Origin of the sequence: Rhizobium sp. NZLR10, assembly GCF_019685125.1 — a bacterium.
Classification (GTDB): Bacteria; Pseudomonadota; Alphaproteobacteria; order Rhizobiales; family Rhizobiaceae; genus Rhizobium.
Map to the genome: position 1 here is coordinate 21,460 of NZ_JABDWE010000020.1, position 23,908 is coordinate 45,367.

The 23,908-nt window shown below is 61.2% G+C and carries 21 protein-coding genes, 1 tRNA gene, 2 pseudogenes and 1 riboswitch; of the genes and pseudogenes, 7 read left to right on the top strand and 17 right to left on the bottom strand.

The features are described from left to right. Positions 1 to 72: 72 nt before the first annotated feature. The 7 genes from HJB82_RS25555 to HJB82_RS25585 form a co-directional block, all read right to left on the bottom strand. On the bottom strand, positions 73 to 1,578 hold the full coding sequence (locus HJB82_RS25555) for a tripartite tricarboxylate transporter permease (protein WP_221141864.1): 1,506 nt from the start codon (positions 1,576 to 1,578) through the stop codon (positions 73 to 75). A 9-nt stretch (positions 1,579 to 1,587) separates the two neighbouring features. Continuing rightward, entirely contained in the window at positions 1,588 to 2,049 is a 462-nt protein-coding gene (locus tag HJB82_RS25560) for a tripartite tricarboxylate transporter TctB family protein (protein ID WP_221131801.1), read from the bottom strand. Positions 2,050 to 2,261: 212 nt separating this feature from the next. Next, positions 2,262 to 3,245 (bottom strand): tripartite tricarboxylate transporter substrate-binding protein, encoded by a 984-nt coding sequence (locus tag HJB82_RS25565; RefSeq protein WP_221141866.1) that lies wholly within the window; start codon positions 3,243 to 3,245, stop codon positions 2,262 to 2,264. A gap of 211 nt (positions 3,246 to 3,456) precedes the next feature. After that, entirely contained in the window at positions 3,457 to 3,906 is a 450-nt protein-coding gene (locus HJB82_RS25570; RefSeq protein ID WP_221141869.1) for an SRPBCC family protein, read from the bottom strand. 167 nt (positions 3,907 to 4,073) lie between these two features. Beyond that, entirely contained in the window at positions 4,074 to 4,397 is a 324-nt protein-coding gene (locus HJB82_RS25575) for a helix-turn-helix transcriptional regulator (protein ID WP_207584368.1), read from the bottom strand. A gap of 156 nt (positions 4,398 to 4,553) precedes the next feature. Then, positions 4,554 to 5,912: a sigma-54 dependent transcriptional regulator gene (locus HJB82_RS25580; RefSeq protein WP_207581636.1), complete on the bottom strand. Its 1,359-nt coding sequence runs from the start codon at positions 5,910 to 5,912 to the stop codon at positions 4,554 to 4,556. After that, complete coding sequence (locus tag HJB82_RS25585) at positions 5,909 to 7,702, bottom strand: sensor histidine kinase (protein WP_259669560.1); 1,794 nt, start codon at positions 7,700 to 7,702, stop codon at positions 5,909 to 5,911. Before HJB82_RS25585 ends, HJB82_RS25580 begins: the two co-directional genes overlap by 4 nt. Before the next feature lie 191 nt (positions 7,703 to 7,893). Here HJB82_RS25585 and HJB82_RS25590 point away from each other — a divergent pair, with 191 nt between their 5' ends. Continuing rightward, complete coding sequence (locus tag HJB82_RS25590; protein WP_207581637.1) at positions 7,894 to 8,556, top strand: sulfite oxidase-like oxidoreductase; 663 nt, start codon at positions 7,894 to 7,896, stop codon at positions 8,554 to 8,556. On the opposite strand, the gene HJB82_RS25595 is transcribed toward HJB82_RS25590, so the two are convergent. From HJB82_RS25595 to HJB82_RS25605, 3 genes are read right to left on the bottom strand one after another with little or no spacing between them, the layout of a single operon-like run. After that, positions 8,541 to 9,173 (bottom strand): hypothetical protein, encoded by a 633-nt coding sequence (locus tag HJB82_RS25595; protein WP_207581638.1) that lies wholly within the window; start codon positions 9,171 to 9,173, stop codon positions 8,541 to 8,543. The two genes, HJB82_RS25590 and HJB82_RS25595, sit on opposite strands and share 16 nt — an antisense overlap. Before the next feature lie 51 nt (positions 9,174 to 9,224). Further along, positions 9,225 to 9,971 carry a CbtA family protein gene (locus tag HJB82_RS25600; protein WP_207581639.1) on the bottom strand — a complete coding sequence of 249 codons (747 nt, stop codon included), beginning with the start codon at positions 9,969 to 9,971 and terminating at the stop codon, positions 9,225 to 9,227. Positions 9,972 to 9,984: 13 nt separating this feature from the next. Beyond that, positions 9,985 to 10,194, bottom strand: a complete 210-nt coding sequence (locus HJB82_RS25605; RefSeq protein ID WP_065692515.1) for a CbtB domain-containing protein — start codon at positions 10,192 to 10,194, stop codon at positions 9,985 to 9,987. 13 nt (positions 10,195 to 10,207) lie between these two features. Then, a riboswitch (adenosylcobalamin (AdoCbl) riboswitch) is annotated at positions 10,208 to 10,350 on the bottom strand. A 77-nt stretch (positions 10,351 to 10,427) separates the two neighbouring features. On the opposite strand from HJB82_RS25605, the gene HJB82_RS25610 reads away from it, so the two are divergent. Together HJB82_RS25610 and HJB82_RS25615 are read left to right on the top strand one after the other, a co-directional pair. After that, positions 10,428 to 10,982, top strand: coding sequence for a histidine phosphatase family protein (locus tag HJB82_RS25610; protein WP_221141871.1), 555 nt, complete (start codon positions 10,428 to 10,430; stop codon positions 10,980 to 10,982). A gap of 452 nt (positions 10,983 to 11,434) precedes the next feature. Next, positions 11,435 to 13,006 carry a bifunctional diguanylate cyclase/phosphodiesterase gene (locus tag HJB82_RS25615; protein ID WP_207581641.1) on the top strand — a complete coding sequence of 524 codons (1,572 nt, stop codon included), beginning with the start codon at positions 11,435 to 11,437 and terminating at the stop codon, positions 13,004 to 13,006. A gap of 67 nt (positions 13,007 to 13,073) precedes the next feature. On the opposite strand, the gene HJB82_RS25620 is transcribed toward HJB82_RS25615, so the two are convergent. Further along, on the bottom strand, positions 13,074 to 14,675 hold the full coding sequence (locus tag HJB82_RS25620) for an inorganic phosphate transporter (RefSeq protein WP_221116368.1): 1,602 nt from the start codon (positions 14,673 to 14,675) through the stop codon (positions 13,074 to 13,076). Positions 14,676 to 14,813: 138 nt separating this feature from the next. Here HJB82_RS25620 and HJB82_RS31800 point away from each other — a divergent pair. Further along, positions 14,814 to 15,131 (top strand): annotated as a pseudogene (locus HJB82_RS31800) (acetate/propionate family kinase); the annotation flags it as partial. A gap of 34 nt (positions 15,132 to 15,165) precedes the next feature. Here HJB82_RS31800 and HJB82_RS25630 read toward each other — a convergent pair. Then, positions 15,166 to 16,056 (bottom strand): helix-turn-helix domain-containing protein, encoded by an 891-nt coding sequence (locus HJB82_RS25630; protein WP_221141875.1) that lies wholly within the window; start codon positions 16,054 to 16,056, stop codon positions 15,166 to 15,168. A 116-nt stretch (positions 16,057 to 16,172) separates the two neighbouring features. Between HJB82_RS25630 and pobA the strand changes: the two genes are divergently transcribed. The 3 genes and pseudogenes from pobA (at position 16,173) to HJB82_RS25640 (ending at position 18,725) form a co-directional block, all read left to right on the top strand. After that, positions 16,173 to 17,345, top strand: coding sequence for a 4-hydroxybenzoate 3-monooxygenase (pobA, locus tag HJB82_RS25635; RefSeq protein ID WP_221116370.1), 1,173 nt, complete (start codon positions 16,173 to 16,175; stop codon positions 17,343 to 17,345). Positions 17,346 to 17,397: 52 nt separating this feature from the next. Then, a pseudogene (locus tag HJB82_RS32085) lies at positions 17,398 to 17,535 on the top strand (ABC transporter ATP-binding protein); the annotation flags it as partial. A gap of 356 nt (positions 17,536 to 17,891) precedes the next feature. Further along, the gene (locus HJB82_RS25640; RefSeq protein WP_221116371.1) at positions 17,892 to 18,725 is read left to right on the top strand and encodes a VCBS domain-containing protein; all 834 of its coding nucleotides are present in this window, start codon (positions 17,892 to 17,894) and stop codon (positions 18,723 to 18,725) included. A gap of 104 nt (positions 18,726 to 18,829) precedes the next feature. On the opposite strand, the gene HJB82_RS25645 is transcribed toward HJB82_RS25640, so the two are convergent. The 5 genes from HJB82_RS25645 to HJB82_RS25665 form a co-directional block, all read right to left on the bottom strand. Beyond that, positions 18,830 to 18,906 (bottom strand) — tRNA-Met (locus HJB82_RS25645). 135 nt (positions 18,907 to 19,041) lie between these two features. Beyond that, the gene (gene mnmA / locus HJB82_RS25650) at positions 19,042 to 20,241 is read right to left on the bottom strand and encodes a tRNA 2-thiouridine(34) synthase MnmA (RefSeq protein WP_221116372.1); all 1,200 of its coding nucleotides are present in this window, start codon (positions 20,239 to 20,241) and stop codon (positions 19,042 to 19,044) included. A gap of 417 nt (positions 20,242 to 20,658) precedes the next feature. Beyond that, entirely contained in the window at positions 20,659 to 21,150 is a 492-nt protein-coding gene (locus HJB82_RS25655; protein ID WP_207581655.1) for an SRPBCC family protein, read from the bottom strand. Next, positions 21,150 to 21,500 (bottom strand): helix-turn-helix transcriptional regulator, encoded by a 351-nt coding sequence (locus HJB82_RS25660; RefSeq protein WP_207584371.1) that lies wholly within the window; start codon positions 21,498 to 21,500, stop codon positions 21,150 to 21,152. Before HJB82_RS25660 ends, HJB82_RS25655 begins: the two co-directional genes overlap by 1 nt. A gap of 132 nt (positions 21,501 to 21,632) precedes the next feature. Next, on the bottom strand, positions 21,633 to 23,717 hold the full coding sequence (locus HJB82_RS25665; RefSeq protein ID WP_221141876.1) for a bifunctional diguanylate cyclase/phosphodiesterase: 2,085 nt from the start codon (positions 23,715 to 23,717) through the stop codon (positions 21,633 to 21,635). Positions 23,718 to 23,908 lie beyond the last annotated feature (191 nt).

The following is a 23,908-nucleotide window of genomic DNA, read 5'->3' on the forward strand; positions in this document are numbered from 1 at the left end:
GCGAAACGGGCGCCCAACCGGCGCCCGCGTCAGATCATCCCTTGTTTATCAAACGGTTCGCAAATTCAATCATCAAGTCTCTTCGACGAACACCTCTTCGCGCTTCTTCTTCACGCTTGGCAGGAAGACGATGATAAGCACGGCAAGCGCGATGGCCAGAAGAGTGGCGCTGATCGGCCGTGTGACGAAGGTCGCTGGATCGCCGCGCGACAGGATCATCGCACGTCGCAAATTCTCCTCGAGCAGCGGTCCGAGCACGAAGCCGAGCAAAAGCGGCGCCGGCTCACAGCGAAGCTTTGCCAGCACATAACCGATGAGCCCGAAGAAGGCGACGGCATAGAGGTCATAAACATTGGCGTTGACGCTGTAGACCCCGATCGAGCAGAAGGCCATGATGATTGGGAAGAGCACGTAATAAGGCACGGTCAGGAGTTTCACCCAGAGCCCGATCAGTGGCAGGTTGAGGATGACCAGCATCAGGTTGCCGATCCACATCGAGGCGATGATGCCCCAGAACAGCGCCGGCTGCTCGGTGGCGACGTTCGGGCCCGGCACGATGCCCTGGATGATCATCGCGCCGACCATCAGCGCCATGACGGGATTGGCGGGAATGCCGAGCGTCAGCAGCGGAATGAATGAGGTCTGCGCCCCGGCATTATTCGCCGATTCCGGTCCGGCGACACCGGCAACCGCGCCCTTGCCGAATTCCGCCGGCGTCTTCGAAATCCGCTTTTCCACCGTATAGGAGGCGAAGGAGGCTAGGATCGCGCCGCCGCCCGGCAGAATGCCGAGCGCCGAGCCGATCACCGTGCCGCGAATAATCGGCGCGATCATCTCCTTGAATTCCTGGCGAGAGGGCAAAAGGCTGGACACCTTGGCCATCAGTACCGTGCGTGTCGACTCGCCCTCGAGGTTGCGCAGGATTTCCGCCACCCCGAAGACCCCGACCGCGAGCGCCACAAAGTTCAACCCGTCCGCATATTCACGGATGCCGAGCGTGAAGCGCGGCGTGCCGGTATAGATGTCGGTGCCGACGAGACCGAGCAGCAGCCCGAGTGCCACCATCGCCAGCGCCTTGACGACCGAGCCATGCGCGAGAGCAATCGATGAAACGAGGCCGACGATCATCAGCGAGAAATATTCCGCCGAGCCGAATTGCAGCGCGATCGCGGTCAGCGGCGGCGCGAAGATCGCAACGAGGAAGGTCGAGACCGTGCCAGCGAAGAACGAACCGAGCGCCGCGATGGCCAGCGCTGCCCCCGCCCGTCCCTTGCGCGCCATCTGGTAACCGTCGATCGCGGTTACGGCGGAGGAGGATTCACCCGGCATGTTGATGAGGATCGCCGTGGTTGAGCCGCCATACTGCGCGCCGTAATAGATGCCGGCGAGCATGATCAGCGAGGAGACCGGTTCGAGCTGGAAGGTGATAGGCAAGAGCATGGCGATCGTCGCCGTTGCGCCGATGCCGGGCAGCACGCCGATCAGCGTGCCGAGCAGCACGCCGATCAGGCAGAAGAGCAGGTTTTCCGGAGTGCCGGCTGTCGCAAAACCGAGCGCGAGATTGCTGAAAAGATCCATCATCGCCTCCTAGAACCGGACCCAGGGGCCGAAGCGCTCGAACGGCAGCCCGAGCCCGTAGCTGAAGACCGCCACCGAAAAAACCGTCAGCAGCAGCGAAAGAATGATAGCGAGCAACACATTCATCTTTTGCGATGCGAAGCAGGCGACGAATGCGGCGAAGAACAGCGCCGGCGCAAATCCGAGCCCGCGCACCGTCAACCCGAAGAACACCGGCGCCGGCAGGATGAAAAGCATGCCGCGCCAGGCGAAGGGATCGATCGGCTCACCCTCGACCCGGAGGGCCTGAATGAAGATGACGGCGCCGAGAAGCACGAGCACGCAGGCAAGCACCAGCGGAAAATAACCCGGCCCCATTCGCACTGCCGTGCCGAGGTCGAGCCCCAGCGACTGGAGGGCGAAGAAGGCGCCGGTCGCGACGAAGAGCGCTCCGCAGATCGCATTGGTGGTATCGAAACTGATGGATTTCATGGTGTCTCCTGGAATTGGAGATGGAGCGTCGTTACTGCAGCAATTACCGCTCATCCGCCTTCCGACACCTTCTCCCCGCAAGCGGAGAGAAGGGGATATGCCGCAAACCTCTCAGCTTTGCCACCATTGTAATGGGCAAGTCCCCTCTCCCCGCGTGCGGGCAGAGGATTAGGGTGAGGGGCTCATCCGGCATGTCCTGGACGAGACAAGTCTCAGTCCGCATATTCGCCGGCAGCCTCGATCACCGGCTTCCAGCGGGCAATCTCGCTTTCGAGCTTGGCCTTCAGCGCAGCCGGCGTCGCATCGGCATCCGAGGATGGCGCCGTGCCGAGTTCGGCGAAGCGTGCGGCGACATTCGCGTTCTTCAGCGCGACCTGCAGCGACTTCGACAGACGTTCGTTGATCGCGGCCGGCGTGCCCTTCGGCGTGTAGATGCCGTGCCAGATGCCGACTTCAAAACCCGGAAGGCCGGCTTCGACTGCAGTCGGAACGTCCTTCAGCACGTCGAGGCGGTTGGGCGAGGTCACGGCATAGGCCTTGATGGTGCCGCCCTGGATCTGCTTCGTCGTGTTGGTCGTCTGGTCGCACATGACGTCGACCTGGCCGCCGAGCAGATCGGTCATGGCAGGGCCGGTGCCTTTGTAGGGCACGGTCGTCAGCGGTGTCTGGATGGCGCTCATCAGCATCATACCGCAGAGATGCGAGGCCGCACCGATGCCGGCATTGGCGACCGTCACCTTGTCCTTGTTGGACTTGATGTAATCGATCAACCCCTTGAGGTCTGTCGGCTCCAAGTCCTTGCGTGCGACGATCGTCATCGGCACCTCGGTGACGAGGCCCACATAATCGAAGGCGCCGAGCGGGTCATAGGCGAGCTTGCGGTAGAGCGTGGCGCTGGTCGCCATGCCGATATGGTGCAGCAGGACGGTGTAACCGTCGGGATCGGCACTCGCCACGCGGCCGGCGCCGAGCGTGCCGCCGGCGCCGCCGACATTTTCGACGACGATCTGCTGGCCGAGATCCTTCGACATGGATTCGGCGACGAGGCGCGCCACGGTGTCCGTCGGGCCGCCGGCCGCAAACGGCACGACCATGGTGATGGTGCGCTCGGGATAGGTCTGCGCCGAAGCGACGCTGACGAGAAGAGAGACCGCGGCAGCCGCGGTCAGGCCGAGCATGGCCTTCTGGATTTTCATCGTTTCCTCCCTGATGAAATAAGCAAGCCCGCCGCCGCATCCTCCGCGCCGGTTCGGATCACTCATTTGCCGCCAGGAAAAATCGACCTGCAATCATCGCCAACGCTTTCGAAAGACGATTTTGCGATAGTGCGATGCGGCATGGGTCCATTTGGAAACAAACGGCCTGCGCAATGGGTGGAAATCCACCCATTGCACCATGACCACCGGCTTATTTTTTGGGAGGCAGCACGACTTCACCGGTCTCGATCAGCGACTTGAGGTTGGAGAGAATGCGTGGCCAGCCGCCGGAAACGGCATCGATGAGCTTGGAGTTCTCGACTGCGATGGAATGGGTGACCGTCAACTTGGTGGCCGTATCATTGACCGGCTCGATCTCCATCACGCATTGCGAATAGCCCTCGGCCTTCAGCTCGGGCATGAACTCGTTCCGCCACTTCAATACGAGCCGTTTCGGCGGATCGCATTCCAGGATCTCGCCGGTGTCGGCGATCGATCCGTCCTCAAACAGAAGCTTCCAGGCAGCGCCTGCCCTCCACTCGGTGTCGAAATGTGCGCCGAGCCAGAATTTCTTCATGAATTCGGCTGTCGTCAACGCCGCCCAAAGCTGCTCGGGCGTCGTGCGGATAAAGGTGACATAGTTGTATGTACTGCCAGCCATGATGATACTCCCTTGTCGCCAGGACAAGAACAGGATGATTCTAGGCCGGGTCGGCCTAAAATCTGAATCCTGCTCTCAATTAGATAGTTAGAGCATGATGTCGTCCGAAAACCGCTCACACTTTTCGGCATCGTGGTCTAAGTACTCCCGATGGCCAGGCCGCGGATCTAGTTGCCGCCCTTGCCTTCGAGGGTCTTCTTCAGATCGGCGAGCGCATTCAGCTGCTGCCGCTCGAATTTGTTGATCCAGCGTTGCGCGATCTCGTTGATCGGCACGGGATTAATGAAATGCAGCTTCTCCCGACCTTGGCGCTGCGACGAAACGAGGCTCGCCTCCTCCAGGATCGCGACATGTTTGGCCACTGCCTGGCGCGTCATGGCGAGCCCTTGGCAGAGCTCGGCCAGCGTCTGGCCGCTTCTGGCATGCAGCCGGTCGAGCAATTGCCGCCGGCTCGCATCCGCCAGAGCCCGAAAAACCGCATCGTCATCCATGTCTTTATACGGAACCATCTGGTTGCCTGTTATTGTTTATAGGCAACCAAACAGTTGCCTGTCAAGCGGCGATTTATCGATTGCGAACCACCCGCCGACGCTGGACAGTGAAATTGAAATCGGGAAACCTCGTCCGGCAACCACGCCGCGCTCGGCTCAAGGCTCGCGCTGGACTTCGCCGGATATCTCCGTCGCCAACAGCTTCTTGTCGAGCCCGTATTTCTGCATCTTCTCGTAGAGAGTCTTCCGCGAGATGCTGAGCGATTCATAAACAGGTCTCAGGCTTCCGCCATGAGCAACGAGAGCGCTGGCGATCACGCCGCGCTCGAATTCGGCGACGCGCTCGGCCAGCCCCACCGCCTCGCCCGCCTGCCGCCCACCGCCATCGAGGCCGAGCACCAGACGATCGGCGGCATTTCTCAATTCGCGCACATTGCCCGGCCAGTCGCGCTGGGCGATGTCGGCGATCACATCAGGCAGCACGACCATCTCGTCGCGGCCGTAGCGAGCAGCTGCCTCCCGCACCAGCTGCAGGAAGAGCAGCGGAACATCCGCCCGCCGCTGCGACAGTGATGGCACATGCAGCGTCGCGACATTCAGCCGATAGAAGAGGTCGGCCCGGAAGCGTCCGGCCGCCACCTCCGCCTCCAAGTCGACCTTGCTCGTGGCGATGAAGCGTACGTCAAGCGCCACGACCTCGTTCGAGCCCAGCCGCGAAATCACCCGCTCCTGCAGCACCCGCAGGAACTTCGCCTGCAGGTCGATGGGCATCGAGCCGATCTCGTCAAGCAGGATCGTGCCACCGCGCCCGTGTTCGAATTTTCCGTAACGCGGCCTCACCGCGCCCGGAAAGGCCCCCACCTCATGGCCGAAAAGCTCACTCTCGATCAGGTTCGCCGGCAGCGCGGCACAATTGATAGCGATGAACGGCCGGCTCGCCCTGGCGCTGATATCATGGAGCGCCCGCGCCACCACCTCCTTGCCGGCCCCGGTCTCGCCGACGATAAGGGTATCGGCATCGGTCGCCCCGATCGCGCGAATGCGGTAGCGCAGATCCACGATCACCTGCGTGCGCCCCGGCAGCCGCGCCTCGATATCGTCGCGCTTGCCGGCGACCGCCTTCAGCAGCCGGTTTTCGAGCACGAGGCCGCGCCGCTCCATCGCCCGGCGGATGACGCCGGCGAGCATCTCGGGGGTGAACGGCTTCTCGATGAAATCATAGGCGCCTTCGCGCATCGCTTTCACCGCAAGCTGAACGTCGCCGTGGCCGGTGACGAGAATGACCGGCACCTCTGGGTCGAGTTCGCGGATCTTCTGCATCAGCGTCATGCCGTCCATGCCGGGCATGCGGATATCGCTGACGACGACGCCGGGAAAGCTGTAGCCGATCAGCTCCAGCACATGATCGCCGTTCGAAAAGGTCTCGACACTAAAGCCGGAAAGCTCCAGCGCCTGCGCTGTCGAGCGGCGCAGTTCCTCCTCATCGTCGACCAAAAGGATCTTCGCATCGTTCATTCCGCCGCCTCCGGCATCAGCCGTGCCGCCGATTGTAGCTCGATGCGGAATACCGCGCCTCCTTCGGGATGATCGGCAGCAGTAAGGCTGCCGCCGAAATCCTTGATGATGTTGTAGGAGATCGAAAGCCCGAGACCGAGCCCTTTGCCAACGCCCTTCGTCGTGAAGAAGGGATCGAAGATGCGCTCGGCGATGGCCGCCGGTACACCTGGCCCATGGTCCCGCACGGTCAGTACCACTTTGCCGGCCGCCTCGAAGGCCGAAACCTCGATGCGTCTGTCATCCAGCCCTTCGACCGCATCGGCCGCGTTGGAAATCACATTCACCAGCACCTGCTGCAGCCGCACCGAACCGGCGCGCACGATCGGCGGTCGGCTACCCAAATCAAGCCTGAGTTCGGCATCGGCCGCCTTCAGCCGCCAGGCGATGATCTCGAGCGTATCATGCATCGCCTCGTCGAGAGAAACCGACCCGAGCTTCTCGTTCGGTTTGCGCGCAAAATTGCGCAGGTGCCGGCTGATTGCGGCCATGCGGTCGATCAACCCGCCGATCCGCCGGATATTGTCCCCCGCCTCCTCCGTCCGACCGCGATCGATGAGAACGGAGGCGCTGTCCGTATAGGTCTTGGCGGCGGCGAGCGGCTGGTTGAACTCGTGCGACAGCGCAGCTGACATCTGCCCGAGGCCGGCAAGCTTGCCCGCCTGGATGAGATCGGCTTGTGTCTGACGGAGCTGCTGCTCGGTCAGACGCCGTTCGGCAATCTCTTCTTCTATGCGGCTGTTGACGCGGGCAAGATCGGCCGTGCGTTCCTCGACGCGCCGCTCCAGCTCGTTGCGAGCTTCAGCCTGCATCTGCATGCGCTCGGCCAAGCGCGCCCTCCGCTGCCGCAGAACAGCAACCGCGAGCCCGGCAATGCAGAGGACGAGAAAAACCGCCGCAAGCGCGGTGCGCGCCTGGGTGCGGATGGAACTCGTCTCCATCAGCACGTTCACCGTCCAGTCCTCGGCCGGCATGTAGTGCGACAGCACCAGATATTCGCTCGAACCGCGCTCGCCAGTGAGCGTCATCAGCTCGTGCGGCTCAAGGCGCTGGCGGGTCACTGGCAGTGCCGTCAGCCTGGCATTGGCATAACGCCGCGACGCTTCCGTTCGCGCTATGCGGTCGGCCGTCAGCGGCAGGATTGCACCGTAGAGCCATTCCGGGCTGCCGGACATGAAGATGATGCCCTCCGGATCGGAGACGAAGATCTTGTATTCGCCGCCGCCCCAGGAGGATTCGATCATGTCGATATCGACCTTGAAGACGATGACGCCGCGAATATCCGCGCCGGCCCGGATCGGCGCAGCGAAATAATAGCCCCGCTTCAGCGAGGTGGTGCCGAGCGCATAGAACCGCGCCTGCCGGCCTTCGATCGCCTCCTGGAAATAGGGCCGATAGCTGAAATTCTGTCCGACGAAGCTTCCCGGTCCATCGTAATTGCTCGCCGCGATCGTCTCTCCGTCCGGCTTGACCACATAAATGTCGGAGGATTTCAGCAGCCCGTTGATCTCCTTGAGATAGAGATTGGCCGCGCCGCGCAGTGCTGCATCTTCAGGCGCACTCACCAGTTCCTTGATATCGTCGTGATCGGCGATCAGCGCCGGAAGCGCCTCGTAGCGGTTGAGATGACCGCTGAGCGCCGAGACGGCAAGGCGCAGCGCCGTTCTCGCCTGCGCCGAAGCTTCCCCCATATAGGCGCGCGTCGCGATCGCGCCTCCATAGGTGAAGAAGACGAAGATGATCAGCGGCATCACCAGCAGCGCCGCTATCGCACGATATCTCGAAGACAGATCCTGCTCCTCCCCTTTCTGCCTCCACTCCCCAGTGAGGCATACCCGACGGCACAAGTCTAATAATACCCACAGTGATTTCCAAGGGCCCGTCGAAACTTGACACCCGGCAAAGGCCGATGTCCTATTGCGGCATTGTAGGGAACCCGATCATGAGCGACGACCAGACGCCCGCCGACAGCAAGCTCACCAGCTCCAAGCGTCGATGGGCGGCTGAAGGTAAATTCCTGACCGGCCGCATCAGCCGTCCCGAAGCTGAGCGCCTGCCGCCCGGCCAGCACCTCGTCAAAAACTGGCCGGTGCTCGATCTCGGCCAGCAGCCCGTCATCTCCACGAATAGCTGGCGTCTCGAGCTGCGCGGCCTCGTCGAAACGCCGCTCACCCTAACCTGGACCGACTTCCAGGCGATCGAGCAGAGCACCAAGGTCAGCGATATCCACTGCGTCACCACCTGGTCGCGCTACGACAACAAATGGAAAGGCGTTTCGACCCGCGATCTGCTCGATCGCGCCATGCCAAAGCCCGAAGCCGGTTACGTCATGCTGACGAGTTATGACGGCTATACCACCAACCTGCCGCTTGCCGATTTCGCCGCCGAGGATGCGATCCTTGCGACATCGTGGGAATGCCTGCCGCTGACGCCGGATCACGGCGGCCCGATGCGCCTCGTCGTACCGCATCTCTATTTCTGGAAAAGCGCCAAATGGCTGCGCCGCATCGAGCTGATGCCCGCCGACCAGGCCGGCTTTTGGGAAAAGAACGGTTACCACATCTATGGCGATCCGTGGCGCGAGCAGCGCTATTCCGACGATTGAGCCTTCGGCCGCAGAAAGCGGCCCAGCGCAAACGTCACAAGGGCGAACAGAGCGGCGAGCCCCGTCAGCGACGCCATGCTGGCGGGATGAAACGGCACTTTGCTCCAGCGCGGCTTGACGACATCGGCTGTGTTGAAGGCCTCGCCGCTGAACCTGCAAGTGATGAGTGCCAGGCTGCGCCGCACCATGTCGGCATCGACCGCGGAAATGATTTCATTAGCCGCAACGGCCTCCCGCGGCATCTCACGCATCTCAAGCAATACCGCCTTGGCCGCCGCGAGATAAGCATGAGCACATTCGTTGAACGGGCTCTCCTCGTCGCTCACGCTGCCCGGCATCCGCCCCCAGAGACAATAGGAATATTGGATTTCGGCATAGTTCAGAACGCGCCGGAACAGCTCGTTTGTATCAGTCGCGCGTGACGCCAACCCGATAATTTCGCCGCGGTAGTCTGAAATCACCGCCATCTCGCCATGCGAGATTTCCGGGATATCGAGGCCGGTATCGCTGCCGCCGACGCTGCGGCTATGGGCAAGCGCGTTTTCGCCAACCGCACAAAACCAAGCGGCGGCGGCAAACGCCGTCGACAGAATCGATATGGTTTTGCTGCTTTTCATACTCGCTCGAAAAACTTGAGGGCGCCGGCAAGGCGGCGCCCCTCGATGCGTTCAGTGAAATGCCGGTGCCGGTCGAGCCCGCTGCCCGCCCTTCACGGCAAGCAGCTTTTCCGCCAGCGCTCCGAAGCCAAGACCGAGCGTTGCCCAGAGGATCACCTGCATGCCGAGCGAGGTCGTGCGGAAACGCCAGAGCACCATCGCCGAGAACTTCTCCGGCACTTCGTTGATCGACGGCAGCAAATAGAGCACCAGGCCCATGAAGACGAGATAGGTGATGCCGGCGATGATCGCCCCGTTCCACAGACCGAAACGCTCGGAAAGGCGCCGCGACAGCGCCACCGCGGCAATCAAAGCAGCGATCGAGACGACGATCATCAGGAAGAACAGCTCGGTCCTGACGCCGATCGTATCGGGATTGCCGACCGCCGGCGGATTGGCCGGATACTTGATACCGGGAACGACGACGATCGCCACGAAGGCGGCAAGGGCGATGACCGCCGAGGTGCCGCGTGCCGAAAGCCTGCTGATGCGGCCGTGCACGAAAGCGAAAGCGAGCGCGAAAAGCCCGCCGACGGCAATGCTGTAGGCCATGACGCCGGTGAAGAGGCCAAGACCGGCCTGCGTGGCACGGCTGACGATCTCAGGTTCGGCAGCTTCGCCCGCCGCCTGGGCGCTCGCCTCCTCGAAGGCGATCGCCGCATCGACCAGCGGCTCGCCGAAGATATGCGCGAAAGCAAAAACCAGAATGCCAGCGATCAGCCCCGCGAGCATGCCGCGAAGTAGAAGATTTCCGACCATGTCAGGATCCCCCTTAGTGGCAGGGAAAGCCGAGGAGATGACGGCCGTCATGCACGAATTCGTGCACATACATGCCGTTGAACAGCGCCATCGCGCCTTCCTCGGTGCCGACGAAATAGATGGCGATCAGCATCAACAGGCCGCCGAAGATCGCCCAAGGCAGGATTTCTCCTACCGGGATTGGCGCCGGTGCCGCGACGGGCGCAAAAGTGGTGTCAGACATGTATTCCTCCGGGAATGACGCGTTCAGTCGAAAGAGTGCTTATGCGGCAGGGTCTGACTTCCAGCGCGAAGAACCTTCGACACGCTGGTCACAGCGGCGCGACCGTGCCGGATTTACACCGGCTTCCAAACCCGCAACAGCACGGTTATATCTGCAGGCCGAAGAGCCTGTCAACGAAACTTCATGAAGCGGCGAAGGGCTGTTCCCACCGCTATCCGGAGATCGCAACGACCGTGAATACGCGTCTTATCTGGATCTGCCACGGCGCGACTGCAGCGAGCCGCAAGGCCCTGTTCCCGCTCGATGAACCGCTGGACAACAAGGCCGCGGAAGAAGCGGCCAGGATGACCGCCCTGCCCCGCGCCGATCGTATTGTCACCAGCCCGGCTTTGCGCGCCCGCCAGACGGCCGAAGCCCTCGGCCTCGACGCCCGGATAGATCAGGCGCTTCGCGACTGCGATCACAGGCGCTGGGCCGGCAGGTCGATCGCAGCGATCGAGGCAGAAGAGCCGGAGAACCTCATGGCCTGGATGTGCGATCCTGAAGCGGCTCCGCACGGGGGCGAGAGCCTTGTTGATCTCAGAACACGTGTCGGCGGTTGGATGGACAATGAATCCGCTCTCGGCGGCCGTGTGATCGCCGTCAGCCACGCGGCCGTCATCCGAGCGGCGATCGCGTACGTACTTCAGGCGCCGCTCTCCTCCTTCTGGCTCGTCGACGTCGAGCCGCTTGGCATTGTTCGCATGACCAGCAATGGACGGCGCTGGTCTCTGCGATTCCAGCATTAGCGATCCCTCATTTTATCCAGCCTTACACAAGCAAATCGCGTCATCTCTATTGAACCCGGTTCTACCGGGACTACTTCCTTGTCCCAAGGAGATGGAAGACATGACATATGACTGGAGTGGGGAGCGCACGCGGCGCCTGCGTTTGGTGCGTGTCGCCACAATTGCGGTTCTGGTCGGTCTCATCGTCAGCGTACCGCTGCTGATCGTTACCGCCTGAAGCACGAAAAGGGCGAGCGGTGCCACGGCACGCTCGCCTTCGTTCTTTCCCCCGCCTGCCGGTCTGCAACCACGACGACGATCGCGCTCAGCGTTTTACCCGGTTCCGCGAAAGCGCCCTCAGTCCCTCCACGGCACAGCCATAGGCTGCCCCTCTGATAATTCGCCTTCTGGTTTCAACGAACATTTCAGACTTTCATGATTACTTCGGCGCGGGTGGAGTCGGAGAAGACCATATGCCGGTGTTTTTCCAAAGCAAGGCCGGAAGGCAATGCGTGTCGATTGTCGGGCTTGGGATAACCCTCTGGCTCCTCGGCGCGCTGTTGCAGCTTGACGACAGCCTTGTCTTCTTCATGACCGGTTTCGGCGAATACGGCGCCGACAAGCTCGTTCTGGCGCTCGGTATCGCCGGCGCCATGAGCTTCATCTATTCGGTGCTGCGCATCGCCGACCTGCGCAAGGAAACCGAACTGCGCGCCGCCGCTCAGGCGAAGGCCGATTGGACCGCCACCCACGACCATCTGACCAAACTGCCGAACCGCTACGCCTTCGAGCGCAAGATTCTCTCACGGCCAGTCAAGGACGACGAGTACGAGGTCGAAGAGTGGAGCCGCAACGTCACCATCTTCTCCGTCGATCTCGACGGCTTCAAGAAGGTCAACGATCTCGTCGGTCACAAGGGCGGCGACGTTCTGTTGATCGAGGTTGCCAGACGGATCTGCGCGCTCGGCAACGCCGATTGCGTCTATCGCTTCGGCGGCGACGAATTCATCATTGTCGCCTTTGCTCTGACGGCGCAGCGCGAGGAGCGTTTTGCCAGGCTGCTGATCCAAGCCGTCACCCGGCCGATCCATATCGATGGTTTTGCCGTCGAAGTCGGCGCCAGCGTCGGCTATGACCGTTGGGCCGAGCGAGCCGAACCGCTGGAAGATGCCGCTCATCGTGCCGACCTCGCCATGTACGAGGCGAAATCTCGAGGACCCAACCACTATTTCGTTTTCGAACCTGCAATGCAGGACAAGGTAACGGAACGCGCTGCACTGGAAACCCGGCTGCGCGCGGCAATCGCCAATAAGGCGATCAAACCCTTCTATCAGCCGCTGATCGACCTGAAGACCGGTCAGCTCTGCGGCTTCGAGGCGTTGGCGCGTTGGATCGGCGACGATGGCGTCAACATTCCGCCTCCGGTCTTCATCGATATCGCCGAGGAAACCGGCATGATCACTGCGCTGTTCGAGGATCTCCTTGCTCAGGCCTGCAGCGATGCACTCACCTGGCCCGAGCATGTGACATTGTCTTTCAACGTCTCGCCGGTCCAGATGGAAGACAGGCTGTTGACCTCGCGCATTCTCAAGGTGCTTTCGGCAAGCCGGCTGCCGCCGCAGCGCCTGGAAGTCGAGATCACCGAGAACGCGCTGATCCAGGATCCGGCCATCGCCGCCGTGATTCTCGACGAACTGCACGCCGCCGGCATCCAGATCGCACTCGACGATTTCGGCACGGGCTATTCGAGCCTGGCCCAGCTCGCCCGCTATCGTTTCGACAAGATCAAGATCGACAAAAGCTTCATCGCCACCTATCGCGACGACGAACGTCAGGAAAAAATCGTCCGCGCCATGCTCGGACTCGGCAGGAGCCTCAACATCAAGACGACCGCTGAGGGCGTCGAGGAGCACGGCCAGCTCGCCTTCCTGCTGCAGCTCGGCTGCGACATCGGCCAAGGCTATCTTTTCGGTAAGGCGATGCCCGCCGCCGAGGCGGGCATCTTCATCAGCGATCGTAATGCCAGTCTAGCCTCAACGGCCTGACGTTATGCCTACCTTTTTGACGCAATTCCGGACGGAAAACTGCTTCGCACTTTTCCTGGAATTTGCTCTAAAAGACCTGACGCAGGATTACGAAGAGCACGAAGGCGATTGCGATCGAGGCCGGCAGCGTCAGCACCCAGGCCATCAGCATGTTGCGCACGGTCGACCATTGCAGGCCGGAACCGTTCGCCGCCATGGTGCCGGCGACGCCCGACGACAGCACATGCGTGGTCGAGACCGGCAGGCCGAGTTGATCGGCCGAGGCGATGGTGATCATCGCGACGACTTCGGCTGCCGCTCCCTGCCCGTAGGTCAGATGCGTCTTGCCGATCTTCTCGCCGACGGTGACGACGATACGCTTCCAGCCCACCATCGTGCCGAGGCCAAGCGCGATCGCGACCGCCACCTTTACCCAGAGCGGGATGAACTTCGTCGCGTTGTCGACCGCCTTGTGATAGTTCGTCACCGCGAGGAGATCGCCGGCATCCATCGGCAACAGCTTCTGCTTGTCAATCAGCTTCAGCGCCTCGCCAATCAAGTAGATGTCATTGCGGACGTTGCCGACGAGATTGGTCGGCACCGCTTCGAGCGTCGGGAAGCCAGCGACTTCGGCGCTCGTCTGATGAATATATTGCTGCAGGGCCGGCGTCGTCGCATCCGTCCAGGTCTTGTTCTTGACGGCGTTGCTGACTTCGGCCTTGTAGTCGGTGACGGTCACGCCTGGCTTCACATATTTGCCGAGCGCGGCTTCCACCTGGACCGATGCCGACTTGTAGGCTTCAAGATAGTTGACATCGGGCGTGCGGTTTAGTGCGAAAGCTGTCGGCACGAGGCCGATCAGGATGAGCATGATGAGGCCCATGCCCTTCTGGCCGTCATTGGAACCGTGGGCGAAGCTGACGCCGGTGCAGGTGAAGATCAGGATCGCACGGATCCAGAGCGGCGGCGGCTGGTTGCCCTTCGGTTCGGCATAGAGCGCCTTGTTGCGCACCAGAAGCTTCATGACCAGCAGAAGCACCGCGGAGAGACCGAAGCCGATCAGCGGCGAGATCAGCAGCGACAGGCCGATATTGGTCGCCTGCGACCAGTCGACGCCGCTGGTCGCAGTGCCGGCTGGTGCCAGGAACTGGTTTGCTAGGCCGACGCCGATGATCGATCCCACCAGCGTATGCGAACTCGACGACGGCAGGCCGAGATACCAAGTGCCGAGATTCCAGACGATCGCGGCGATCAGCAGCGCAAACACCATGGCAAGGCCAGAGCCGGAGCCCACCTGCAGGATCAGTTCCACCGGCAGCAGCGCCAGAATGCCGAAGGCGACGGCGCCGCTCGAGGTCAGTACGCCGAGAAAGTTGAAGAAGCCGGACCAGATGACGGCAAATTCCGCCGGCATGGAACGGGTGTAGATGACAGTGGCGACGGCATTGGCCGTATCGTGGAAACCGTTGACAAATTCGAAGCCGAGCGCAATCAGCAGTGCAAGGCCCAAGAGAATCCAGGGAACGGCAACTGCGGTTGTCAGGTCGCGTCCGAGTGCATAGGCGACATATCCGAGGCCGCAGACCAGAACCAGCCCGAATACCGGCAAGAACCATTTGCCGGCCGAATTCGAACTGTGGAGCGGGTGGGAAGCGTCGCTATGAACCTGGCTGGGGGCAATATCGGCCATGGCATAGTTCCTTATTCCGTTTTGCAAATTTGCCTTTTGTTAATAATTCCGCCGCGTGAAGCTCTCATGACGCCTGTCTGGCCCGTGAGCCACTGACATCGGACGATAGACCGTCACCGATATCCGGCCGGCGCGTCCATGAACATGCGGCGTCACAATCCCAGCAAGATCGATATCTTCGCGATTGATGGCGCCAAAGCGGGGCGCCTCGGCAAGGGCGTGATCGATTTCCGCGCCGAGCCGCTCTTACTCGGACTAAACCGGGGATCGCAGACATTCGACATGCCGTTGAAGGCCGAGGCGATGAAAGACCTGCACGGCGTCATCGATGAGACCTTTGCGCATCTCGGCGATCATTTCGACATGGCCGCCACCCGCGCCGCCGGCCACCGCGTCGTGCACGGCGGCAACTGTTTCACCCGCGCAATCACCCTCGACGATGCCGTCAATGATTCCGAGACCTGCGATTGCGTAGCCGAATGCCGAAACCCTACGCGCGTTCAAGCCGAACCTTCTCCCTCATGCGCCAGACCCGCGGCGTTTCTCCCGTATATTTCAGGAAGAAGCGCGAGAAATAGGCGGGGTCGGCAAAGCCGAGCCGAAATCCGATTTCCTGAACGCTGCCAAGCGTGAAAACGAGCTGGCGTTTCGCCTCGTCGACGAGTTTGCCGGCGATCAAAGCGTGCGGGGTGCTGCCAGTCATCGACCGGACGATCCGGGTGAGATGTGTCGGCGAAACTCCGAGTTCTCTGGCGTAGAAGGAAGCGGGCTTGTGCGATCGAAAATGCTGCTGAAGAAGCTCGTTTAGCTTTTCCATGCGCCGCTCGTTCTCATTCGACGCAAGTTCGTCACTGTTTCCCTCCTGTGAAATCCTCGCCGTCAGCCGCAGCACCAGAGCCACGTAGGCGCCCAGCGTCTCGTTGCGGCCGCTGCGGCGATTTTCGAATTCGTCGCCCAGTCGCCGCATCGTCTGCATGACATACACAGCTTCGGCATTATCAGGATCGAGGGGCGTCAGATGCGGCGTCGCCAGCCATTCGCCGAGCTGGCTCCGCTCGCCGGGCAGATGGCTGAGATGGGATCGCAATAGGGTGATCACAATGCCGTCGATATCGCGTGAAAACCGAAAGCCGTGATTGAGCCCGGGCGGCACGGTGACGATTGCCGGCGGCCGGATGGCATGCCTCTCCTCGCCGAAGATCGCATCGCCGGAACCCGCTTTGATGTACAATATCTGAAAGAAACTCTCGTGACGGTGCGGGCGTATTTCCCATTGATGCAAGCTGCTGCGGGAGCGAACTGTTTCGCAATGCAACCAAAAATCCGGCTCTCGCCCAGTATTCTCACCGTAGAGCTCGTAGGTCGGGACATGTCTGCTCATCGGGCTCTCCCGCACTAATGTTCGATTAGTGCAATTTTAAGGCCGGGATGTCCATTGCTGCAGCAAGGGCGACGGGGCAGAATCTGGCAAAACGCAAAAATGCAGGGAGGACGCATTTGCGAACCAAGGTCGCCATCATCGGCTCGGGGCCATCCGGCCTGCTGCTCGGTCAGCTTCTGACCGAGGCCGGCATCGACAATGTCATTCTCGATCGCGTGAACAAGGATTACATCCTCGGCCGGGTTCGCGCCGGCGTTCTGGAGGAAGGCACCGTCGGACTGCTGGATCAAGCCAAAGCGGCAGCGAGGCTGCATGCCGAAGGCCTGCCGCATGACGGTTTCTCACTCGCCTTCGACGGACGCGACCATCGCATCGACCTGCATGAACTGACAGGCGGCCGGCGCGTGACGGTCTACGGTCAGACCGAGGTGACGCGCGATCTCATGGAGCGGCGCGAAGCAAGCGGCGCCCTGTCGATCTACGATGCCGCCGATGTCGCGCCGCATGATTTCGACGGCCGCGCTCCCTTCCTCACCTACACAAAGGACGGCGCTGCCGGGCGCATCGATTGCGACTTCATCGCCGGCTGTGACGGCTTTCACGGCGCCAGCCGCAAGGCCGTCCCCGAACGGGCGATCCGGCGTTTCGAGAAGGTCTATCCCTTCGGCTGGTTGGGCGTTCTTGCCGACGTGGCGCCTGTCAGCCATGAGCTGATCTACGCCAACCATCCAAGGGGCTTCGCGCTCTGTTCGATGCGCTCGGCCACGCGCAGCCGCTATTATATCCAATGCTCGCGCGACGAGAAGGCGGAAGACTGGAGCGACGACCGCTTCTGGGACGAGTTGAGACGGCGCCTGCCGGCGCATCACGCCGAGGCGTTGACGACTGCGCCGTCCTTCGAGAAATCAATCGCTCCTTTACGCTCTTTCGTTGCCGAGCCGATGCGTTTCGGCCGGCTTTTCCTGGTCGGCGACGCCGCCCATATCGTTCCGCCGACCGGCGCCAAGGGGCTGAACCTTGCAGCCAGCGACGTCCATTATCTATTCTCCGGGCTGATCGAGCATTATCGCGAAGGCTCGGATGACGGCATCGACGCCTACTCGCAGAAAGCACTCGCCCGTGTGTGGAAAGCCGTGCGGTTTTCCTGGTGGATGACGACGATGATGCATCGTTTTCCCGATACCGGCGATTTCGACCAGAAGATCCAGGAGGCGGAACTCGATTATCTCACTCATTCCCGCGCCGCCTCGACGGCGCTCGCGGAGAACTATGTGGGATTGCCATTCTGATATGAAGATTTGAGACTGGTGCGCGAGCCATAGAGGTCTGCGTTTTGAAGGCATCCGGAGCGCGCTCGATTTCGCCGATCAGGTCGTCATTCTCGAGCGAGGCAGACTGGCCTGGACGGGAACATTGGAAAGTCTCTTCAGCGCTCATGATGCTGTCGAGACATTGCTCGTGGTCGGCGGGCTGCACTAATGAGACGATCGCAGAACCGTAGGCCCTCCCGGTTATTCCCTCGTTCCGTCACAAAGGTTGCGCTTCGTACGTCAGCAACTCATTCGGTATATCGTCATGACGACGTCATTGTTGGCCGGTCATTATTTCCCGCCAGGAATGCTTCTGCCACGGCCGACGAGACCGCAGCAGCACCAACACTTGAATTACGAGCAGGACCGACGTCATCGCCGCCTTCTTTATTTGGTGCCGGGAGCTGCAGCCAGTCGAATTTGCCGGCTGGAGTAGACGAATTAATCTCATGCTCCGGCAATTTACATTGCCAAGCCACCCGACAGGGTTGCATAGTCGAACACAACATCACAAGGGAGGTAGAAATGGCAAACCACAAGCCGGTCGCAGTTGACGTATACTTGCCTGTTTTCGATATCAACGATCCGATCAGTGGCGACATCCTCGAAAATACCAGTTCCACCGATGTCGATGGAGATCGGGTGCGCCTGAACTTCGTCAATGGACAACGAATTCCCCAACCCGCCGATCCGAACGGGCCCGCCACGAGCACGACGATCGAGGGGAAATACGGCACGCTGACTGTCTATTCCGACGGTGGTTACACTTATGCGCTCGATCATTCCAACCCGGTGGTATCAGCGCTCGGCCCAGGGGATCAACTCGTCGACCAGTTCAATTTCAAGATTTCCGATGGCAAAGGCGCCACGGACTTCGGCTTGCTCAATATCGCTGTCGACTTGCCGGAACGTGGCGACGTATTCGTCAATTTTGAGGATGTCGGCAAATACGACTTCCCGACCGGCTATAAAGGCTTCGATTGGGGCGCCTGGCGAGATGGTGACGACGCCACGGTTCAGAAAGAAGCCGACGGCAACCATGTTCTGTCGGGCGGCGTGTTCTGGACACCCATTCTATCCGCCGATGGCGGAACCTTCCAGATCGAGCAATTCAGCGTCGCAAACGGCACGTCGGACTATGACAACGTTCTGACGATCGAAGGTCATCTCAATGGCAATATCGTGTTCTCGACCACGGTTAACGTGACCGCCGACAGCATGGACGCACCACAAGTGATCGATCTCAGCGCCTGGGGCAAAATCGACTATCTTGTGCTCGACACCGAGCCCGTCATTACAGAAACGAGCGGTCCGGATTATTATGGTGCGCGATACGACGATTTTCATTTCATCGTTTGACTGGTGCCTGGACGGCGCGGGGTTTCCCGCGCCGGAAAGCTGAGACCCAAACGAGACCGAGCAAAGCGCTCCTGTCCAGCCTGTCGAAATGTCCGTGATAAGACTGGTAGCGGAGGAGGGATTTGAACCCCCGACACAAGGATTATGATTCCTCTGCTCTGACCTACTGAGCTACTCCGCCACTGGCCAAACGACACCTGCTCGCGAAGCGCAGCGGGCTCGTGGGATGAGCGGCTTATAAGGTGCGCTTCGGCTTTGTGTCAAGCGCATGATCGAGAAAAACGGTGGGTTTACCACCTGTTGTTCCCTATCGGTTTCAGGCGGCGACGGGGCTGGTCAAGAGGGCCTTCAGCGAAGCTTCCGCCGAAGGTTCGCGTTCGGAGCGCTCGATGAAACCCCCGCCGAAAACGCGGGCGTTGTCGCCGGGTGCGGAATAAAGCGCGCAGGCCTGGCCGGGGGCGATACCCGCCTCACCGACTGTGAGGTCGACATAAGTGCCGTTCGCATTGATATGCAGCACGGCGGGTGCCGGCGCCCGTGTCGAGCGAACCTTGGCGTAACAGGCGAAGCCTTTACCGGAGGCGGCTTGCGCAAGCGTCTCGTCGCCCAGCCAATTGACGTCGCGCAGGTAGACGCGGTGCGTTTCCAGCGCCTCTTTCGGCCCGACGATGACGCGGCGCGAACGGGCGTCGAGAAAGACCACGTAGAGCGGCTCGCCGGTGGCGATGCCGATGCCGCGGCGTTGGCCGATCGTGAAGTGCAGGATGCCCTCATGGCTTCCGAGCACGCGGCCGTCGAGATGGACGATTTCACCGGCGAGTGCCGCATTCGGCTTCAGCTTGGTGATGATGTCGGAATATTTGCCCTGCGGCACGAAGCAGATGTCCTGGCTGTCGGCCTTCTTGGCGACGACGAGGCCCATTTCTTCGGCGAGCCTGCGGGTCTCGGCCTTCGGCAGGCCGCCCAAGGGAAAGCGGAGGTAGTCGATCTGTTCCTGGGTCGTGGCGAACAGGAAATAGCTCTGGTCACGATCGGCGTCGGCCGGGCGGAAAAGCGCGCGGCGGCCGGGATTTTCGGGCGAAGGGTTCAGGCCCGAGCGGATATAGTGGCCGGTCGCCAGCGCATCGGCGCCAAGCTCCTTGGCGGTTGCCAGAAGATCGGCGAACTTGACGGTCTGGTTGCAGGAAACGCAAGGAATCGGCGTTTCGCCCGCCACATAGCTTTCGGCGAAGGGATTGATCACCGTCTCGCGAAAGCGCTTTTCGTAATCGAGCACGTAATGCGGAATGCCGAGCGTTTCGCAGACGCGACGCGCATCGTCGATATCCTGGCCGGCGCAGCAGGAACCGGCGCGGTGAACGGCGGCGCCATGATCATAAAGCTGCAGCGTAATGCCGAGCACGTCGTAACCCTGGCGTTTGAGAAGGCCGGCGACGACCGATGAATCGACGCCGCCCGACATGGCGACGACGACACGGGTATCTTCCGGCTGCTTGTCAAAATCCAGTGTGTTCAACGGTGGTGCCAAATTCTGCTTGGGTCACGATCCGCCCTTGCGCTGCAATTGCGGCGGATTTGCCGATATTCGGCGGGATCGGCCGCCGTCTCTCGATGAAGGACCGATATAGAAAGGATTGTCCGTGGACGCAAGGGGCAGCCTTCGGGTACCGATATTTCGCATTCCCGCCTGAAGAGAAGGCGCAGCCGAAGCCGCGCCTTGGAGCGGGGGTGCGGCTCAGGTGCCGATCAGCTTGTTGCAGGCGAATGCGATGCTCGGATTGGCGATGATGGCGGTTACGAACGCCAGTCCGATCGTCGAGAATGAAAAGTGTTTCATACACATCCTCCTATCCAGCCCACGACAATTATGCGGCTTCGCCCGCCTTTCTCAAAATGACGAATGCTTGATGGCATCCGGCCGCATGCCTGCTTCTCAGGCGGCCACATCAAGTTCCCTTGCTAGGGCCTCCATCAGCTCGCGGCAGCCGATTTCGCGGTTGGCGCCCGCCGAGGCATCGTCGAAATAGACGCCTTGCTCCGTATAGGTCATGACTGTGCCCCTGCCGGAGGGACTGAATTCGATGGTCGCCAGCGAGACCGAGATCGGCACTCCGCCCACTGCCATCCGGTAGGAGATGACGATGCGCTCGTCCGGCACGATATTCTGGTATTGCGTGTCGTTGGTGATCTCCGGTCCATCACCGAAGCGGAAGCGCGAAAACTCGGCGCCGCCGACACTGAAATCCGAGGTGAATTCCAGCACCTCCCACCCTTCGCCTTCGGCGAACCAGCGCCGCTTGCTGTCAAGATCAGCAAATGCGAAGAAGACGCGCTCAGGTGGCACGGGATAGGCACGCTCCACGGCGAAGGTGGCGTGGGAAACGGCTGGTTCGGCGGCCGTCGATTGCGTGGACTGCTCGGTCATCACTCTTTTCCCTCTCGTTGGTTATTTACGGCCGGCTGTGAAAGCATGTCGCCCAGGCGATCGAACCGCCGCTCCATCAGGCTTCTGCGCTCGGCCACCCAGCCGGCGATCCGATCGAGGCCGGATGGCTCGATGCGGCAGGTGCGAACCCGTCCGATCTTCTCGCTGCGGATGAGGCCGCTTTCCTCCAGCACCTGTAAATGCTGGACGATCGCCGCAAGCGACATGTCGAAGGGTTGCGCCAGCTCGCTGACACTGGCCGGGCCACGGCTCAGCCGCTCGACGATCTGCCGCCGCGTCGGCTCGACGAGGGCTTTCAGAATATCGTCAATGGTCGAATAGTTAAGCATGGGCTTGAGTATTGCGTCGTGACGTTCAATTGTCAAGTCATCACTTAACTATTCACGCAGACGCTGAACCACGCCCTATCGAGCGCGGCGAGATTTGCAAATGTCGCGGCGTCATCGAAGCCTGCTTGGAAATCATGAACGTGACGAAGCGGCCCTCAGCGCGCGGCCGTGGATCAGCACCTCGGCGTCGTGCTGCGGCATCGGCCGGCCCAACAGATAACCCTGCACCTCACTGAAACCTTCGGCGCGCAGTTTCTGCAACTGCTCTTCCGTCTCGATCCCTTCGGCCAGCGTCGTCGCGTTGAAGCCGGAACCGATACCGACGACGGCGCGGACGATGGCGAGATTACCGGCATCCGTCTCAATGCCCGAAACGAAGCTGCGGTCGAGCTTGATCTTGTCGAACGGAAACGACCTGAGATAGCTCAGCGACGAATAACCGGTGCCGAAATCGTCGATGGCGATGCGTACGCCAAGCTCTTTCAGTGCGCGCAGCAGCGGCAGGCTTTGATCGGCATCAGCCAGGAACACGGACTCGGTGATTTCGATTTCAAGCCGGTCGGCATTGAGGCCCGTTTCGTTGAGCGCCGCGACCACTGTCGAAAGCAGGCTTGCATGTCGAAACTGGCTGACGGAGAGATTGACGGCGATCCTCAAATGGGTCGGCCAGCCGGCTGCCGCGCGGCAGGCTTCCCGGATCACCCAGTCGCCGATCGGCACGATGAGGCCGGTCTCCTCGGCGATCGGAATGAATTCCATCGGCGCAACCAACCCACGCTTGGGGTGGCGCCAGCGGATCAGTGCCTCGAAGCCGGCGATGTCGTCATTGTCGAGCTGTACGATCGGCTGGTAGTACAGCTCGAACTGGCGCTTCTCCAGCGCCTCCCACAGCTCGGCGGTCATCATATGCCGGCGCTCGGCGGCAAGCCGCATCTCCGTCTCGTAGAAACGATAGGTCGAACGCCCGTTCTCCTTGGCGGCATAGAGCGCCAGATCCGCGTGTCGCATCAGCACGTCTGCATCGCGGGCATGAGCGGGCGCCAGGGCGATACCGACGCTACAGGTGACATGCTCCCGGACGCCATCGAGATCGAAGGCGCCGGCAAGCGTCTGCAACAGCCCTTGCGCGAAACGCCCGGCCCGCTCCGGTTCGCCGAGCTCCAGCACGATGGCGAATTCATCGCCGCCGAGACGGGCGACAAGATCGCCCTCCTCAGCCAGCCGCAGCAGCCGCTCCGACACTTGGCAAAGCAGCGCGTCGCCGGCGGCATGTCCCTTGCTGTCGTTGATAAGCTTGAAATGATCGACGTCGATATAGAGCAGCGCGATCGGGCTGTCGGCGGTCGCTTCGACCGCGCGCTGGCTGATATGATTGGAAAAGGCTGCCCGGTTCGGCAGGCCGGTCAGGGAATCATGCATGGCAAGATGGGCAAGCTTTGCCTCGACGGCGCGCTCCTCCGTCACGTCCTGCGAGATGCCGAGCAGGTAGCGCGGTGCACGGCCCTCCGGCGTCGGCAAGGCGCGTTTGACGGTGCGCAGGATGCGTGGCACGCCATCGGCGCGCAGCATAGTCTCCTCGAAGCTGATCGTCGTATCGGCGTCGAAGGCCCGGCGATCCTGCTCGCGAAAGGCATCTGTCTGACCGGCGGGAAACAGCGCCCGGTCGGTTCGGCCGACCACCTCCTGCGCCCTCATGCCGACAATTTCACCGCAGGCCTCGTTGAAAAGAAGGTAAAGCCCGTCCGCTTCCATGTCCTTGACAAAAACGCCGACCGGCAAGTTGTCGACGATGCTGTCGAGAAGCGAGCGCGTATCGCTGATCTGACGTCTGGCTGCGTTGACCTCGGTGCGGTCCTGCACGATCGCCAGGATCGCGGCTCGGCCCTCGAAACGCACTTCGCGGCCATAGGTCAGCACGTCAAAGGTCTCGCCGCTCGCCTTGAGGTGAGCCCAACGCTCTGCCTTTTCCATGTCGGTACGGCCATTGACGGCGTCGATCATCCGCTCCCGCTCATGCTGGGGGCGGATATCGAGCACCGTCATGTGCCGGTACTCGTCTGCGCCGTAGCCGTAGAGTGCTGCCGCCGCCTCGTTGACGCTGAGAAAATGCAGCGATATCGGATCGTAGACCCACATCGGCGACGGATGCGTTGCAAACAATGACCGGAAGTCGTCGTTCAGTACTTCGATCTGCTCGGTCTTCTGCAAGGGGGCCATGGAATTCGCACGCGGTTGATGCCGATGCCAAGCGCATACCAGGAAAAGTTAAATAAAATCAGAATCATACTAGACTTAAACTTTGGGCTTCCGCCTGCAGCATGTGCAAAGCCGAGGGTTTACCATCGCGGTTTCCGCCTTCGATAAACTTACTTGAATGAACCGGAACAATTCCGCCGATCGTGCGTTGC